Source organism: Methylobacterium sp. UNC378MF (genome assembly GCF_900103195.1).
Classification (GTDB): domain Bacteria; phylum Pseudomonadota; class Alphaproteobacteria; order Rhizobiales; family Beijerinckiaceae; genus Methylobacterium.
The window spans coordinates 29,487-42,898 of sequence record NZ_FMWU01000013.1 but is presented as its reverse complement, the minus strand read 5'-3'; the positions used below and the strand labels follow the sequence as shown (position 1 = coordinate 42,898).

At 69.8% G+C, this 13,412-nt stretch carries 14 protein-coding genes; 5 read left to right on the top strand and 9 right to left on the bottom strand.

What is annotated here, in order from left to right:
* Positions 1–118: 118 nt before the first annotated feature.
* The 3 genes from BLT59_RS14955 to BLT59_RS14945 all read right to left on the bottom strand — a co-directional run bounded on the left by BLT59_RS14955 (position 119) and on the right by BLT59_RS14945 (position 1,648).
* Complete coding sequence (locus BLT59_RS14955; protein ID WP_026604676.1) at positions 119–397, bottom strand: DUF2312 domain-containing protein; 279 nt, start codon at positions 395–397, stop codon at positions 119–121.
* A 116-nt stretch (positions 398–513) separates the two neighbouring features.
* A complete protein-coding gene (locus BLT59_RS14950; protein WP_091781511.1) occupies positions 514–822 on the bottom strand; it encodes a DUF1244 domain-containing protein in 309 nt (102 codons plus the stop codon).
* Positions 823–883: 61 nt separating this feature from the next.
* Positions 884–1,648 carry an N-formylglutamate amidohydrolase gene (locus BLT59_RS14945; protein ID WP_091781508.1) on the bottom strand — a complete coding sequence of 255 codons (765 nt, stop codon included), beginning with the start codon at positions 1,646–1,648 and terminating at the stop codon, positions 884–886.
* Between the two features lie 178 nt (positions 1,649–1,826).
* On the opposite strand from BLT59_RS14945, the gene BLT59_RS14940 reads away from it, so the two are divergent.
* From BLT59_RS14940 to pyk, 3 genes are all read left to right on the top strand, one after another.
* Positions 1,827–3,146, top strand: coding sequence for a glycerate kinase type-2 family protein (locus BLT59_RS14940; RefSeq protein ID WP_091781505.1), 1,320 nt, complete (start codon positions 1,827–1,829; stop codon positions 3,144–3,146).
* Entirely contained in the window at positions 3,112–3,594 is a 483-nt protein-coding gene (locus tag BLT59_RS14935; protein WP_091781502.1) for a DUF1036 domain-containing protein, read from the top strand. The genes BLT59_RS14940 and BLT59_RS14935 overlap by 35 nt, the downstream gene beginning before the upstream one ends.
* 138 nt (positions 3,595–3,732) lie before the next feature.
* Positions 3,733–5,169: a pyruvate kinase gene (gene pyk / locus BLT59_RS14930; protein WP_091781499.1), complete on the top strand. Its 1,437-nt coding sequence runs from the start codon at positions 3,733–3,735 to the stop codon at positions 5,167–5,169.
* Between the two features lie 180 nt (positions 5,170–5,349).
* On the opposite strand, the gene BLT59_RS14925 is transcribed toward pyk, so the two are convergent.
* The 6 genes from BLT59_RS14925 to ubiG form a co-directional block, all read right to left on the bottom strand.
* Entirely contained in the window at positions 5,350–6,366 is a 1,017-nt protein-coding gene (locus BLT59_RS14925) for an alpha/beta hydrolase (RefSeq protein ID WP_091781496.1), read from the bottom strand.
* Positions 6,363–6,974, bottom strand: coding sequence for a hypothetical protein (locus BLT59_RS14920; RefSeq protein WP_091781492.1), 612 nt, complete (start codon positions 6,972–6,974; stop codon positions 6,363–6,365). Before BLT59_RS14920 ends, BLT59_RS14925 begins: the two co-directional genes overlap by 4 nt.
* 139 nt (positions 6,975–7,113) lie before the next feature.
* On the bottom strand, positions 7,114–7,239 hold the full coding sequence (ykgO, locus tag BLT59_RS14915; RefSeq protein ID WP_003601867.1) for a type B 50S ribosomal protein L36: 126 nt from the start codon (positions 7,237–7,239) through the stop codon (positions 7,114–7,116).
* A 175-nt stretch (positions 7,240–7,414) separates the two neighbouring features.
* Positions 7,415–8,035: a PAS domain-containing protein gene (locus BLT59_RS14910; RefSeq protein WP_091781489.1), complete on the bottom strand. Its 621-nt coding sequence runs from the start codon at positions 8,033–8,035 to the stop codon at positions 7,415–7,417.
* A gap of 231 nt (positions 8,036–8,266) precedes the next feature.
* A complete protein-coding gene (locus BLT59_RS14905; protein ID WP_244513996.1) occupies positions 8,267–8,479 on the bottom strand; it encodes a hypothetical protein in 213 nt (70 codons plus the stop codon).
* A gap of 46 nt (positions 8,480–8,525) precedes the next feature.
* The gene (gene ubiG, locus BLT59_RS14900) at positions 8,526–9,287 is read right to left on the bottom strand and encodes a bifunctional 2-polyprenyl-6-hydroxyphenol methylase/3-demethylubiquinol 3-O-methyltransferase UbiG (RefSeq protein ID WP_091781486.1); all 762 of its coding nucleotides are present in this window, start codon (positions 9,285–9,287) and stop codon (positions 8,526–8,528) included.
* 259 nt (positions 9,288–9,546) lie between these two features.
* Here ubiG and BLT59_RS14895 point away from each other — a divergent pair, with 259 nt between their 5' ends.
* Complete coding sequence (locus BLT59_RS14895) at positions 9,547–10,782, top strand: aspartate kinase (protein ID WP_091781483.1); 1,236 nt, start codon at positions 9,547–9,549, stop codon at positions 10,780–10,782.
* Between the two features lie 189 nt (positions 10,783–10,971).
* A complete protein-coding gene (ptsP, locus tag BLT59_RS14890; RefSeq protein WP_091781480.1) occupies positions 10,972–13,233 on the top strand; it encodes a phosphoenolpyruvate--protein phosphotransferase in 2,262 nt (753 codons plus the stop codon).
* Positions 13,234–13,412: the final 179 nt, after the last annotated feature.

Genomic DNA, 13,412 nt, shown 5'->3' with positions numbered 1-13,412 from the left:
ACGAGGGGCTCCCGCGAGCCGCACGATCCGAGTCGGGCTTCGTCGATGCCCCCGCCGCGGTCCCGCACCCCCGGACGATGGCCGCAGTGGGGATGAACCGGGCTTCCGCCCGGTCCGACTACGCCATGCCGAGGGCCTGCATGTAGAGTTCGAGGATCGCCTCCTGCTCCTGGCGCTCGCTGTGGTCCTGCTTGCGGATGCGCAGGATCGTGCGAACGGCCTTCGCGTCGAAGCCCCGACCCTTCAGCTCGGCGAACACCTCCTTGATGTCGCCCATGATGCCGGCCTTCTCTTCCTCGAGACGCTCCAGGCGCTCGATGAACTGCTTCAGCTCGTCCGCGGCCACACCCTCGGCCGACGAGACGTCGCCGCCGGGCCGCTGCGCGGCGGTGGGCATCGAATGGGCGTTCATGGGGCTCTCCCGAATGCACGGCGCGGTTGCGCCCTGGACCCGTGGTTAACGGGCCGGCCTTACCGGAAGCTTAGCCGATTCGCCGCACTCCGGTCGCCGCCTCAATGATCCTTGGGCTGCGCGGCCGCGAAGCCCGCCTGCTGCTCCGGACTCGCCTCCGTCTGGAAGCGCGCCTTCCATTCGGCGTAGGGCATCCCGTAGACCGCCTCGCGGCTCTCGTCCTTGGTCAGCGCCACGCCCGTCTCGTCGGCGGCATCCTTGAGCCAGTTCGACAGGCAGTTCCGGCAGAAGCCCGCCAGGTTCATCAGGTCGATGTTCTGCACATCCGTCCGGTTGCGCAGATGCGTGACCAGGCGGCGAAACACCGCCGCCTCGAGTTCCGTCTGGGTCCGGGGATCGATCTCGCTCATCGGTCGCACTCTCTTCAGGTCGGGCAGGCCGCTCCCGATTTCGGGACCGGCCGCACGGAGATCAAGCCGCGAGCAGCGGGCGCAGGACGCGGGCGAAGCGCGCGGCCCATTCCGCCTGCCCGTCCGCTCCGGCGATCAGGTCCTGGCGGATCTCCACAAGGGCGTTCGCGAGGCCGCGCACGGTGGCGTGGCGGTCGATCGTGTCGCCCGGCAGGCCGCCGCCGTAGGGCTGGTTGTCGCCGACGGTGAGCCCGGCCGGATCAGCCTCCAGGGCGCGGATGAGCGGGCGGGCGAAGCGGTCGTCGCGGTCGTACAGGATTCCGACCTGCCAGGGCCGCGCGATGCCGCGCCAGTATGGCGTGAAGCTGTGCATGGTCAGGAGCACGGGCGGCCGGCCGGACGCCTGGGCGGCCGCGATCGCCTCGTCGATAGCCGCGTCGAACGGCGCGTAGAAGCGGGCGATCCGGGCCTGCTTGCCAGCCTCGTCGATCCGGGCGTTGCCTGGCACCACGGCGCCGTCGGACAGGCGCATCACCAGAGTCGGATCGGCGCGCCCGCGATTCGGGTCGATGATGAGGCGGGAGAAGTTCGTGAGGATCGCCGGGGCGCCGAGCTGCGCCGCGAGGCTGCGCGTCACTGCCGCCGCGCCGATGTCGTACGCGATGTGCCGGGCGTATTCCGACGCGGGGACGCCGAGTGCGATATCCGGCGGCACGAAGTTCGAGGCGTGGTCGCAGGCGATGACGAGGCCACAGGCGGGATCGCCGGGTAGGATCTCGCAGGGATGCGCCGGCGGGACGGCCGCTTCTGTCTCCGATCGGGTCACGGGGCTCCGAGGTCTTCAGATCTGTGCGAGGGCGCCGATGGCGCTTGCCGTCGCGCGGCCGCTCGGGCAGATCACCTATCAAGGATCGTGCGTTCACGGCAAGAAACGGGCCCGCCGCCCAGGGAAGAAACGGGCGGGGATCGCGCGACACAATGGAGAGAGGAGCCCGTTCGACGCCATGACCGAGACCGTTCCGCCCGTCACCGACGCGGCCAACCGGGACCAGCGCGCACTCCTCGATTCGATCCTCACGGCCGCGATCCGCGCCGCCCATCCGGATCTCTGCCTGCCGCCGCACCTGCCGGAGCCGAGCCCGGGGCGTCTGATCATCCTGGCCGCCGGCAAGGCCGCCGGCAGCATGAGCGCCGTGGCGAGCCGCTTCTACCGCCAGAAGCACGGGCTCGGTGACGACCGGATCGTCGGCCTCGCGGTGGCGCGCCACGGCTACGGGCAAGACGCGCCGGGCATCCACATGGTCGAGGCGGGTCACCCCGTCCCCGACGAGGCCGGCATCTCGGCGACCCGGGAGGCGCTGCGGCTCGCCACCGAGGCCGGGCCGGACGACGAGGTCCTGGTGCTGCTCTCGGGTGGCGGCTCGGCCAACTGGATCGCCCCGGCCGGCGACCTGACCCTCGTCGAGAAGCAGGCGATCACCCGGGCGATGCTCCGCTCCGGCGCGCCGATCGGCGAGATCAACACGGTGCGCAAGCACATCTCGCGGATCAAGGGTGGCCGGCTCGCCCTCGCGGCCCGCAACGCCCGGCGCGTGCTGACCCTGGCGATCTCCGACGTGCCCTTCGACGATCCGGCGGTGATCGCCTCCGGGCCGACCGTGCCCGACCCGTCGACCCTGGCGGATGCCCGGGCCATCTGCGAGAAGCGCGGCATCCCGCTGCCCGAGGAGGCGGTGCGCCTCCTCAACGACCCGAACAACGAGACGCCCAAGGCCGGCGATCCCGCCTTCGCCCGGGCCGAGTACCGCATCATTGCCCGGCCGATCGACGCCCTGAACGCCGCCGCCGAGGCGGCCCGGGCCGCCGGCTACGAGCCGATTCTTCTGGGCGCCGATCTGGAGGGTGAGGCCCGCGAGGTCGCGGCCGAGCACGCGGTCGAGGCGAAGCGCCACAAGGCGGCGGGCCGGCGCGTCGCGCTGATCTCCGGCGGCGAGCTGACCGTCACCATCCGCGGCGAGGGCCACGGCGGCCCGAACCAGGAATACGCCCTGGCGCTGGCGGTGGCGCTTGACGGAGAGCCCGGCATCTTCGGGATCAGCGCCGACACCGATGGGACCGACGGCGGACGGGGCCTCGCCACCGACCCGGCGGGCGGTCTCGTCGACCCGACGACCTTGGAGCGGGCCCGGGCCGCCGGCCTCGACCCGGCCGCGATGCTGGAGCAGAACGACTCCACCGCCTTCTTCGCGGCCCTCGGCGATCTCGTGAACCCCGGTCCGACCTGTACCAATGTCAACGATTGCCGCATCATCCTCGTCAACTAGGTCCGGCGTCTCGGCGGCTCAGCTCCTCCCGGCAGTCACGGTCCTCGGCCTCGCGCTCCTCGCCGCGAGTCCCGCCAGAGCGGACCTGCGTCTGTGCAACCAGACTGCCAGCAAGGTCGGGATCTCGCTGGGCTACCGCGACCCCCAGGGCTGGGTGACGGAGGGCTGGTGGGACTTGGCGCCGAAGGCCTGCGAGACGCTGCTCAAGGGCGCGCTGGCGGCACGGTTCTACTACGTCTTCGCGGTCGATTACACGCGCGGCGGCGAGTGGAGCGGCCGTTCGCTCATGTGCACCCGCGATTCGGAGTTCACGATTCGCGGCATCGAGGATTGTCTCGCCCGCGGCTACGACCGGAACGGCTTCTTCGAAGTCGATACCGGCGAGCAGAAGAGCTGGACCATCCAGCTCACCGATCCCAACCGGGCTGACGCGCCGGCGAAACCGTAATGTGAAGGCGGCGGCCGAGACTTCAGCCTTGACGTTGTCCGGCACGGGATGCTCACAGCCGATCTGCGCTCTTCGAGCCAGATCTTCGAACCGCCGGCGCTCGACGCTGCGCGGCAACGAACAACCGGAGGAATACGCTTGAAACGGTCACGCCGCACGAAGATCGTCGCCACCCTCGGTCCGGCCTCCGATTCGCCGGAGATGATCGAGCGGCTGTTCCGCGCGGGCGTGGACGTGTTCAGGCTCAACATGAGCCACCTGCCGCGCGAGAAGCTTCCCGAGAAGGTGGAGGCGATCCGCACCATCGAGCGCGAGGCCAAGCGGCCGATCGGCATCCTGGTCGACCTGCAGGGGCCGAAGCTGCGGCTCGGCACCTTCGCGGAGGGCGCCGCGATGATCGAGGCCGGCGCGACCTTCGTGCTCGACGGCGACCCGACGCCGGGCGATGCCGCCCGCTGCCACCTGCCGCATCCCGAGATCCTCGAGGCGCTGGAGCCTGGCCACGCCATCCTGCTCGACGACGGCAAGCTGCGGCTGACCGTAGTCGAGACGTCGCACAACCGGGCCGTGACCCGCGTCGAGGTCGGCGGCCGGATCTCCAACCGGAAGGGCGTGTCCCTGCCGCACACCGTGATCCCGGTGCCGGCCATGACCGATAAGGATCGGGCGGATCTCGATGCCGGCCTGAATGCCGGCGCCGACTGGATCGCCGTGTCCTTCGTCCAGCGGCCCGAGGACGTGGCCGAGGTGAAGAAGGTCTGCGCCGGGCGCGCCCTGGTCATGGCCAAGATCGAGAAGCCGCAGGCGCTGGCACGCCTCGACGAGATCATCGAGATCTCCGACGGGCTGATGGTCGCCCGCGGGGATCTCGGCGTTGAGATGCCCCTGGAGCAGGTCCCGGGCGTGCAGAAACGGATCACCCGCGGCGCCCGGCGCTACGGCAAGCCGGTGGTCGTGGCAACCCAGATGCTCGAATCGATGATCACCGCGCCTGTCCCGACCCGCGCCGAGGTCTCAGACGTCGCCACGGCGGTCTACGAGGGGGCCGACGCCGTGATGCTCTCCGCGGAGAGCGCCTCGGGCGCCCACCCGATCGGGGCCGTCGAGACCATGAACCGCATCGCCGAGCAGGTGGAGCGGGACGCGATCTACTGGTCGATCATCCGGGCGCAGAGCGCGACTCCCGACGAGACGGCGGCCGACGCCATCGCGGCGGCGGCCCACCAGATGGTCGACGCGCTGAGCCTCGACGCGATCATGGCCTGGACCAATTCCGGCTCCACGGCCCTGCGGCTGTCGCGCGAGCGCCCGAACGCCACCGTGATCGCGCTGACGCCCCGGCGTGAGACCGCCCGGCGCCTCGCCATGGCGTGGGGCACGCACCCGATCGTCACCAAGGACGCCAGCGACGTGGACGACATGTCGTTCCGCGCCGCCAAGTTCGCCGTGCGCGAGAAGTTCGCCGCGGTGGGCGACCGGGTGATCGTCGTGGCCGGTCTGCCGTTCGGCACGCCGGGCGCCACCAACCTCGTGCGGCTGACCTTCATCACCCGCGAGCACGCTGAGAAGGCGTAACGCGGGATCTGATCCCCGGCACTGCGTGGTGCCGGGGCGTCGCTCGGGATCCGGAGGCGCCGAAGGCGCCCAGCAATGGCATGGGCGGCGGTCCTGGGTCCCCGGCTCGCCTGACGGCGCCCTGGAATGACCGCGGAAACGACGAATGGGGCGAATCGCCGTGCCCGGTCGCCCGGCGCCTCAATGCGCGACGGTCGGCTCCCGACCGGTCGTGCCCGTCGTACCGGCCAGCCGGGTGATCTCCTCCGTCAGACGCTCGGCGGCCACATATTGGAGCATGTGACCGATGCCCGGCAGCAGCACGAGCCGCGCGCCCGGGATCGCTCGCGCGAGTGGCACCGCCTGCGTGTCGGCGCGGACGATCGGGTCGGCTTCGCCGGAGATCACCAGGGTGGGTATACGAATCTCGCCGTAGCGGGGACTCTGCGCTGCGAGGGCGTGCGACAGGCCGAGCAGATCCTGGACGTTGGCAAGTAGGGTGTCCGGTCGCAGGACCAGTTCCGACCGAGCCCGTGCCGGGTAATCCGCCTGCGGAGGTTGCGGCTGGAAGACTCGCCGCGCCGCCACGGGCAGAAAATGCTGCGCCAGAGGCGGACCGACCGTCCGACTGAGCAGCCACGCCACCGGCGGCTTGACCACGATACGCCAGTACCAAGGCAGATCCTTCACGCGGTCCGGCATCGGCATCGCCACGGGCGCAGCGAGGGCGAGGGCCGAGACCCGTTCCGGGTGATCGAGGGCAAGGGCGAGGGCGAGCGCGCCGGCCCAGGAATGGCCGAAGACGATCGCCGGGCCGACACCCAGGCGCTGCAGCGCTTCCGCGATCATCCCGGCCTGCACGGACGGGGCCGCGGCGTCACCTCCGGCGATCCGATCGCTCCAGCCGGAGCCCGGCCGGTCAAAGGCGATGACCCGGAAGCCCTGCGCGGCCAAGCGACGCCCGACGCCCTCCATCGGATCGGACGCGTTGGCCGAGGCTCCGTGTAGGATCACGATGGGCGGCCCGTCGGCCGGGCCGTCCTGCAGAGTCGCGAGCCGCCCACCGCCGATCGCGACGAACGGTCCCGCAGGCGGATTAGCATGGCCGACCCGGACCGTGATCACCAAGGTCGCCAGCGCGCCGACTGCCAGGACGAGGCTGGTCAGGGCGAGCGGTAATGCCAGGACGGTGAGGAGGACAGCGATCACCCGGGTCACAGGTCGCGGCCGTCGACCTCCGGAGTGAGACGGTTGATCGCCTCGCCGATTTTCTCCATCTGCGGGTACAGTGCCCGCGCCCGCCGGAAGGCGGCCAGGGCCCGCGCCTTGTCGTCGATCGATTCGTAGATCCGGCCCATCGCGGCCCAGGCCTCGAAGTGGCGCGGCTCCAGCACCAGGGCCCGCTGCAGATTCGCCAAGGCGTCGTCCTTGTCGGACAGAAGCCAGAACACCGTCGCGCGTCGGTTCCAGCCCTCAGACCAGTTCGGTTCGAGGACGGTGACGCGATCCATCAACTCGGCGGCCAGGTCGAAGTCGTGGGCGGTGACGGCCTGACGGGCCCGGTCGGTGAGGAGGTCGGCGGTCGGACTGCCGGACCCGGCCATGCGCCGCTCGATGAGCTGGGCGACGCCCTTGGCTTCCGCGGGATCCTCGCTGGCGCGGAGGCGCGCGAACAGATCGTCGAGGCTCGGTGGCTTTGGCACCGGCTTCGCCTCGGGAGCGGCGCGACCGGGACGCGCCGTGTCCGGCGCCGCCTGCACCACCGAAGCTTGCACGGCGAGGATCGACAGGCAGACCAGGGCGACGGGGAGGCGGCTCGGCATCATGCGGCCAGACTGTGCGTCAGGCCCGCATCCGTCAACGTGCCGCGGTGCCGCGCGCATGCGGAAACGGCCGCACCCATTCGGGTACGGCCATCCCCCTGATCGAAACGGTCCGGACCCGACGCGGCCGGGCGGGGCCGTCTCAGCCCTGGCGGGCTTTGAAGCGCTTCTGGGTCTTGTTGATCACATAGACCCGGCCCTTGCGACGCACGAGCTGGTTGTCGCGGTGGCGGCCACGCAGGGACTTGAGGGAGTTGCGAATCTTCATCGGTCTCTCGAGCCCGGAGGGCCGTCCATGGGTAAGATATCGGGAACGTGGTCGCGAGGCGGGACGCGATGTCGCGTCCAGCGATCACGGCTCACGCATCGCGGGGTGGCGCGGCCATATCAGGATTCGCCCCGCGAAGGCAAGGCGCGGCGGGCCATCGTGCCGCCCGCGCGCCTCAATGAATCCTGTCGAGGTCCGGCACCGCCGGCGCGACCGCAAGTTGCCGGCCAATCTCGTGCAACAGCAGGTCGAGCAGCGGCTTCAGACGCTCGAAGCCCGGTCGGGGCAGACCATCCTCGGCGGCGCCGTACAGAGCCAGCGCCATTTCGGCGATACGGTCGATGCCCCCCGCTGCCACATCAGTTGCGCAGAACGCGGCTTCGTCCAGGAAGCCGTCCCGGCTGCACGCGCTCACGTCAATGACGATCCCATGGGCTTCGCCAACGATGCCCTGCGCGTTCCGGATGAAGCGGCCGCGCGCCAGGACCCAGCGGATCTCGCCGGGCTGCGGCACTGTTCGGTACTGCGCGATGTACAGACCACCCTGTCGGCGAAGGTCGTCGATAATCGATCCGATCCGCCGCTGATCCTCAGGGTGGATCCGCTCCAAGAACGCTGCGAAGGTGGTCCCGCTGCCATTCCTGGTCCTGGGCAGACCCAGGATCGTCGCGGCGACGGCATCGCATCGGAGAACGTCGTCGGTGATGTGCCAGGTCCAAGTCCCGACATCAGAGGCAGCCAGCGCGCGCGCCACATTGCTGCCGCTCCGCCGCTTCGTGCGCACGTCGACGCCCACAGGCTCGGTCTCCAGCCATGTCCCGTTGGTCTGCCCAGACCACTTTTCTGGTCGACACAATACGGAGATCACAGATGCTGCACAACGCGCGGGGCGGGCCGGGCAGAGCTGTATCGTTGCGGTTACCGCTTGATCATGGTCGATGGTAAACGCCTGTCGGCGTGCTTTTCGCGAGGACATGTCCGCGCATGAATTTTAGGAGCGCGCCTCGGCCCGGCGCCTTGGCCAGGGCTAAGGCTCCTGGAGCGCGTAGATCCGGAAGACGTAATCGTTTGGCCTATGGTCGGCGGCAGGATCCGGGGGCAGCCATTCCGCGCGCCCGGGGCTCGGCGGCGTCAGGCTCTCGGGGATGTCGGCGAGATTCGCCCGGGACACCGTGTTGTCCAGGGCCGCCTTCAGCCCTGACAGGACTGCGCCGATCGCACCGGGGATCTTCTCGAGCATCGCCGCCTCATCCCCCGCGTTGCCAGCGGCGAGAGGCGCAATCCGTTCAAGCAGACCGCTCGGCCGCGACCATATAGTTCACTGCCTTGTCGTGGCTAATGCGCCAGCTGTCGGTAAGCGGGTTGTAGACGACACCTACCGTGTCGGTGACAGCGAGGCCGCCCGCCCGGACGGCGCGGGCGAGTTCCTCTGGCGTCACGAATTTCTGCCAGTCATGCGTGCCCCGCGGAAGCCAGCCGAGCACGTATTCGGCTCCGACGATGGCGAGCGCGAAGGAGCGCAGCGTCCGGTTGAGCGTAGCCCCGAACAGCAACCCGCCGGGTTTCACCGCCGCGCAGGCGGTCCGCACAAAGGCCGGCATGTCGGAGACGTGCTCCACCACTTCCATGATCAGCACCGCGTCAAAGCTCTCGCCGCCGGCGACCACCGCCTCGATAGTCTGCCCACGATAATCAACCGGCACGCCTGCCGCCTCGGCATGGGCCTTGGCCACCGCGATGTTCTGCTCAGCCGGATCGAGCCCGGTCACGCGCGCGCCGAGCCGGGCCAGGGGCTCCGACAGGACGCCGCCGCCGCAGCCGACGTCGCAGACCGACAATCCCTCCAGTGGGAAGGGTGCGCGCGGATCACGCCCGAATCGCCGGCAGAGCGCATCGCGGATATAGGCAAGCCGCACCGGGTTGAACCGGTGCAGGACGCGCATCGGGCCGGTCTCGTCCCACCACGTGGCGGCCAGCGCGTCGAAACGCGCGACCTCGTCGCGGTCGACGAACCCCTCCGCGACCGGATCCGTGGCTGCCCTGTCCATGCGCGTCCCGTCCTGATGCCGGCGTCGCCTCGACCCGGCCCCGCCCGTCAATTCGGTACGGCCGGGCGGGCAGGATCCGCCGCGATGCGTCGTGCCGGCGCTCTAGCATGGAGACGGCACGGAAGTCGCCGCGGCGCGCAGGCGCCATGCTCGGCCGGTTGTTGACACTCTACCGAGCCGCTTGTACCCGCCGGGCACCGTCCGGACAGGGCTGCAGCGGTCCGTCCAATCGCCACCGGGAACCTGCGACCGAGAGACAATGCCCCGTCTGGTGATGAAATTTGGCGGCACCTCCGTCGCCAACGTCGACCGCATCCGCAACGTGGCGCGTCACGTCGCGCGCGAGGTGACGGCCGGATACGACGTCGCGGTGATCGTGTCGGCCATGTCGGGCAAGACCAACGAACTGGTCGACTGGGTCAAGGACGCAAACCCGCTCTACGACCCGCGCGAGTACGACGCCGTCGTGGCCTCGGGCGAACTCGTCACCGCCGGCCTCCTGGCGATCGCGCTGCAGAAGGACGGGATCAAGGCTCGCTCCTGGCAGGGCTGGCAGATCCCGGTCGTAACCTCGGACGCGCACGGTTCGGCCCGGATCGCCGAGATCGATCCGAAGAACCTCGAGGCGGGTTTCGCCAAGGGCGAGGTCGCGGTGATCGCCGGCTTTCAGGGCGTCCACGCGGAGACCGGCCGGGTCACGACCCTGGGCCGCGGCGGCTCCGACACCTCGGCTGTGGCGATCGCGGCCGCGATCGGGGCCGAGCGCTGCGACATCTACACGGACGTGGACGGGGTCTACACGACCGATCCGCGCATCGTGCCGAAGGCTCGCCGCATGGAGCGGGTGACCTTCGAGGAAATGCTGGAGATGGCCTCCCTCGGCGCCAAGGTGCTGCAGGTCCGCTCGGTGGAGCTCGCCATGGTCCACCGGGTGCCGACCACGGTTCGGTCCTCCTTCGATTCGCCGGACGCCGCGCGCCCGGGCACCCTCATCTGCGACGAGGACGATATCGTGGAACAGCAGATCATCACCGGGATCGCCTTCTCCCGGGACGAGGCGCAGATCACCCTGCGCCGGGTCAAGGACAGCCCCGGCGTGGCCGCCGCCATCTTCGGGCCGCTGGCCGACGCCAACATCAACGTCGACATGATCATCCAGACCGTGTCGGGCGACCAATCGACCACCGACATGACCTTCACGGTGCCGGCCTCGGAGTATCAGCGCTCGCGCGCCATCCTCGACGAGGCGCGCACGCAGATCGGCTACGCCCAGATTGAAGGCGCCACCGACGTAGTGAAGGTGTCGGCGATCGGCGTCGGCATGCGCAGCCATGCGGGCGTCGCCGCCAAGGCGTTCCGGGCGCTGGCCGAGAAGGGCATCAACATCCGCGCGATCACCACTTCGGAGATCAAGTTCTCCGTGCTGATCGACGCTGCCTATACGGAGCTTGCCGTGCGCACGCTTCACTCGCTATACGGCCTGGATCAGGCTTGAGCCTGTGACGACGCGGGTTCGAGCGGGTCGCGTGGTGTGAACTGAACAGTCACGGGCTGATTCGTCGATCCCAGAGCGCATCTGGGACCAGCGGTCCGGCCCATCCGGCGCCGGCCGTCCCTGGTTTGGCGCCAAGGTTGCAGGGTGGTCGACGCCAAGGCCGCTCACCGACGCTGGAACGACGAAAAGATGCCCGCTGCGCCCGGAGGCCCGCGCCTGCTGCTGCGCCGCCTCCGCGAAGCGATGGCGGAGCCGGTCAGCCCCCAGGCACGCCTCGACCGCATCGTCGTCCTGATCGCCGCCAATGTGGTGGCCGAGGTCTGCTCGGTCTACGTGCTGCGCGATGACAACACCCTCGAACTGTTCGCGACCGAAGGTCTGAACCGCGAGGCGGTGCACCAGACCCGCATGCGCACCGACGAGGGCCTCGTCGGCCTCATCGCCCGCACGGCGGAGCCGCTGTCTCTCTCTGATGCCCAGAACCATCCGGCCTTCTCGTACCGGCCGGAGACCGGCGAAGAGGCCTATCATGCGTTCCTGGGCGTGCCGCTGCTGCGCGCCGGCAACACCCTCGGCGTCCTGACCGTCCAGAACAAGACCTATCGCGTCTACTCCGAGGAGGAGATCGAGGCGCTCCAGACCACCGCCATGGTGCTCTCGGAGATGATCGCATCGGGCGAGCTCGAGGGTCTGGCGCCCGATGCCGGCACCGCCGCCCGGCGCCCGGTCCTCGCCCGCGGCATCGCCCTCGCGGACGGGATCGGCCTCGGCTACGTGGTGCTGCACGAGCCGCGCGTCGTCGTGAAGACGCTGATCGCCGAGAATGTCGAGCGCGAGGTGGCGCGGCTCGACGCGGCGATCGAGGAGGTGCGCTCGGCGATCGACGCCCTGGTGGAGCGCGGCGACCGGATCGGGACCGCGGAGAGCCGCGAGGTGCTCGAGACCGTCCGGATGTTCGCCCACGACAAGGGCTGGCTCCGGCGGATGCGCGAGGCCGTGGCCTCTGGCCTCACCGCCGAGGCCGCCGTCGAGCGGGTCCAGTCGGACAATCGCGCCCGGATGATGCGCCAGTCCGACCCGTATCTGCGCGAGCGGCTGCACGATCTCGACGACCTCGCCAATCGCGTCCTGCGCACCCTGATCGGCCCCGAGGCGGCCGGCGCGCTGGTGCTGCCCGAGAACGCCATCTTGGTGGCGCGCACCATGGGGCCTGCCGCGCTTCTCGACTACGAGGCTTCGACGCTGCGCGGCATCGTCTTGGAGGAGGGCGGTCCGACGAGCCACGTGGCGATCGTCGCCCGGGCGCTCGGCATCCCGGCGGTGGGCGAGGTCGAGAATGCGACCGCTCTCTGCGACGCGGGCGACGCCATTATCGTCGACGGCGTGGCCGGCGAGATCCATGTCCGGCCCGGCCCCGAGGTCGAGGCTGCCTATGCCGAGATGGTGCGCCTGCGCGCCCGCCGGCAGGAGCAGTACCGGGCGCTGCGCGACGTCCCGGCCCAGACCCGTGACGGCGTGCGGGTCGGCCTGCACCTCAATGCCGGCCTGCTGGTGGATTTCAGCCACCTTCAAGAGACGGGCGCGGAAGGAGTCGGTCTGTTCCGCACCGAGCTGCAGTTCATGGTGGCGCAGCGCATGCCGTCGGCGGCCGAGCAGGAGGAGCTGTACCGCAAGGTCTTTGCCGCCTCGGCGGGAAAGTCCGTCACGGTCCGCACCCTCGACATCGGCGGCGACAAGATCCTGCCCTACATGGCCAAGCTGGAGGAGGAGAATCCGGCACTTGGCTGGCGGGCGATCCGCATCGGCCTCGATCGGCCGGCCCTGCTGCGGATGCAGCTTCGGGCACTGCTGAAAGCCGCTGACGGCGATCCGCTCAAGATCATGTTCCCGATGGTCGCCACGGTGGACGAGTTCGTGCGCGCTCGCGGCATCGTCGAGCGCGAGAAGGCCTATCTGAAACGCCACGGCTACCGGCTTCCCACCGATTGCCGACTCGGTGCGATGATCGAGGTGCCCTCGCTCCTGTTCCAGATCGACGAGATCGCGCGGGAGGCCGATTTCCTGTCGGTCGGCTCGAACGACCTGATGCAGTTCTTGTTCGCGGTGGACCGGGAGAATCGGCGGGTCGCGGACCGCTTCGATCCGCTGAGCGTCGCCGCTCTCCGTGCCTTCCGGCTGATCGCCGACCGGGCCAACGCGGCCTCCTGTCCGGTGACGGTCTGCGGCGAGATCGGCGGCCGTCCCTTAGACGCCATGGCGTTGATCGGCCTCGGCTACCGGCAGCTGTCGATGTCCCCGGCGGCCATCGGTCCGGTCAAGGCCATGGTGCTGAGCCTCGACGCGCGCGCCGTCGCCGAACTCATCGACGTCGAGATGGAACGGATGCACGACGGCGATTCCCTTCGCCCGGCGCTCACGGCCTTCGCGCACGCGCACGGCATCCCTATCTAAGCGGGCTAAGCGCGGACGCGACCCTTGCCGAACATTCGGCCAGGGTTGTACGGCAACGCCACGACGTTTTCGGTCGATGCGCCACGGCTTCCGCTCTCGAACGGACGAGGCGTGGTTTTGGGGGACGTCCTGCCGGGTCATACATCCTCCAAGCCACGCGTCTCCGCCCCGGAGACGAG

Bases quoted from the DNA above. Each gene is read 5' to 3' on its own strand.
- BLT59_RS14955 (WP_026604676.1), bottom strand. From the start codon at position 397: ATGCCCACCGCCGCGCAGCGGCCCGGCGGCGACGTCTCGTCGGCCGAG.
- BLT59_RS14950 (WP_091781511.1), bottom strand. From the start codon at position 822: ATGAGCGAGATCGATCCCCGGACCCAGACGGAACTCGAGGCGGCGGTG.
- BLT59_RS14940 (WP_091781505.1), top strand. From the start codon at position 1,827: ATGACCGAGACCGTTCCGCCCGTCACCGACGCGGCCAACCGGGACCAG.
- BLT59_RS14935 (WP_091781502.1), top strand. From the start codon at position 3,112: ATGTCAACGATTGCCGCATCATCCTCGTCAACTAGGTCCGGCGTCTCG.
- BLT59_RS14920 (WP_091781492.1), bottom strand. From the start codon at position 6,974: ATGATGCCGAGCCGCCTCCCCGTCGCCCTGGTCTGCCTGTCGATCCTC.
- ykgO (WP_003601867.1), bottom strand. From the start codon at position 7,239: ATGAAGATTCGCAACTCCCTCAAGTCCCTGCGTGGCCGCCACCGCGAC.
- BLT59_RS14905 (WP_244513996.1), bottom strand. From the start codon at position 8,479: ATGCTCGAGAAGATCCCCGGTGCGATCGGCGCAGTCCTGTCAGGGCTG.
- ubiG (WP_091781486.1), bottom strand. From the start codon at position 9,287: ATGGACAGGGCAGCCACGGATCCGGTCGCGGAGGGGTTCGTCGACCGC.
- BLT59_RS14895 (WP_091781483.1), top strand. From the start codon at position 9,547: ATGCCCCGTCTGGTGATGAAATTTGGCGGCACCTCCGTCGCCAACGTC.
- ptsP (WP_091781480.1), top strand. From the start codon at position 10,972: ATGCCCGCTGCGCCCGGAGGCCCGCGCCTGCTGCTGCGCCGCCTCCGC.